Genomic DNA, 1,321 nt, shown 5'->3' on the forward strand with positions numbered 1-1,321 from the left:
GTCGATGGGGCGAGGCTCGACCACCAATTTAGGGTCGGCGGCGTGGATGTGGTCGATGCCGGTCAACGCCAGGACCTGGATGATGGTCACTGGCGTGGGGTGGCTGGCGCGTGGCGGGTCTGAGTATCCGCTGACGGTGAGGCCGGTGGGCCCTGGCCGTGTGGTTGCGCTGATCCCGTCCGGGCGGATCTCCAACAACAACCCTGGTGGGTGGGCGTCGGGCGACTCGCTGTTTTTCACGATGACCTACGAGGTGTGATGATGGCTGATCGGATCACGTGGCGCGGCTCCCTGCTGTCGCCCCGCACTCGGGACGCACTGATCGAGGCCGAGCGGCTGGCTGCCGCGATGCCCGAGTTCCGTGGCTGGCGGGACGGGTGGATCATCCGCCCCGGTCAGGGGTCGTGGCAGCCACGCAGCCCCTACTCGGGCTCGACCCACACCGGAGACGGCGTGGTCGACCTGTCGATCCGCCACCACCTCACCCCACCGCAGCGCAAGGCGGTGCTGAGGGCGTGTCGGCAGGTCGGGTTCGCGGCATGGCATCGGATGCCGTCCCGCTCATGGGTGGAGCATCACCATCTGGTGCTCATGCCCCCCGACCAGACCACCAACACAGAGGGGCTGGCTGCGTCGGCGATGGTGCAGGTGTCGCACTACCGGCGTGGCCTCGACGGGCTCGTCGGCAAGGACCGCGACCCGGACCCGTGGAGACCGTCCCCGCTCCTGTCGTGGGAGCAGTACCAGCAGCGCACCGACACCCACACCACCCAAACATCCACCCAGGAGGATGACATGCCCTACACCAAGGACGAACTCAAGCGGATCGTGACCGAGGCGCTGAGCGCCTACGACTGGCAGCCGCTCCAGAAGGGGTCCGACAACCCGCTCGTCGCCAGCTCCCGCAACAACAACCACATCTGGGCCAGCATCAACAGCCAGGAGACGCTGCGGCTGGTGCGGGAGCTCGCCAAGCGTCAGGGCGTGGTCGTCGATGAGCAGGCGATCGCCCGCTCGGTGCTCGCCGGACTCACCCCGCTCGTGCGCACGGCCGTCGAGGCCGCAGTGAAGACCGGTGGAACCCCGCAGGCTGTCGCCGACGCGGTCGTGTCCCGGCTCGGCGACGCACTCAAGGACTGACGCGTGTCTCGCCGGACAGCGATGCTCGGGCTCGGCGTCCTATGGGTGCTGGTCGGGGTGTCGCTGCTCTACGCGGCCGTCCCTGCCCGCGCCGATCTGATCGACCTGCCCGACTGGCTACGAGCCGCCCAATGGGTCGCTGCCGGCGTGGTCGCGATAGCCACATAAAGCCATGTTCGGG

At 68.5% G+C, this 1,321-nt stretch carries 2 protein-coding genes; both read left to right on the top strand.

Annotated features, from left to right (window positions below):
• Window positions 1-261 precede the first annotated feature (261 nt).
• Entirely contained in the window at window positions 262-1,140 is an 879-nt protein-coding gene (locus tag RMT89_RS40175) for a hypothetical protein (protein ID WP_315888694.1), read from the top strand.
• 3 nt (window positions 1,141-1,143) lie between these two features.
• A complete protein-coding gene (locus RMT89_RS40180; protein WP_315888695.1) occupies window positions 1,144-1,308 on the top strand; it encodes a hypothetical protein in 165 nt (54 codons plus the stop codon).
• Window positions 1,309-1,321: the final 13 nt, after the last annotated feature.

The organism is Streptomyces sp. P17 (assembly GCF_032436805.1).
Lineage (GTDB): Bacteria > Actinomycetota > Actinomycetes > Streptomycetales > Streptomycetaceae > Streptomyces.

Coding starts and splice junctions, on each gene's coding strand:
- RMT89_RS40175 (WP_315888694.1), top strand. CDS start 262: ATGGCTGATCGGATCACGTGGCGCGGCTCCCTGCTGTCGCCCCGCACT.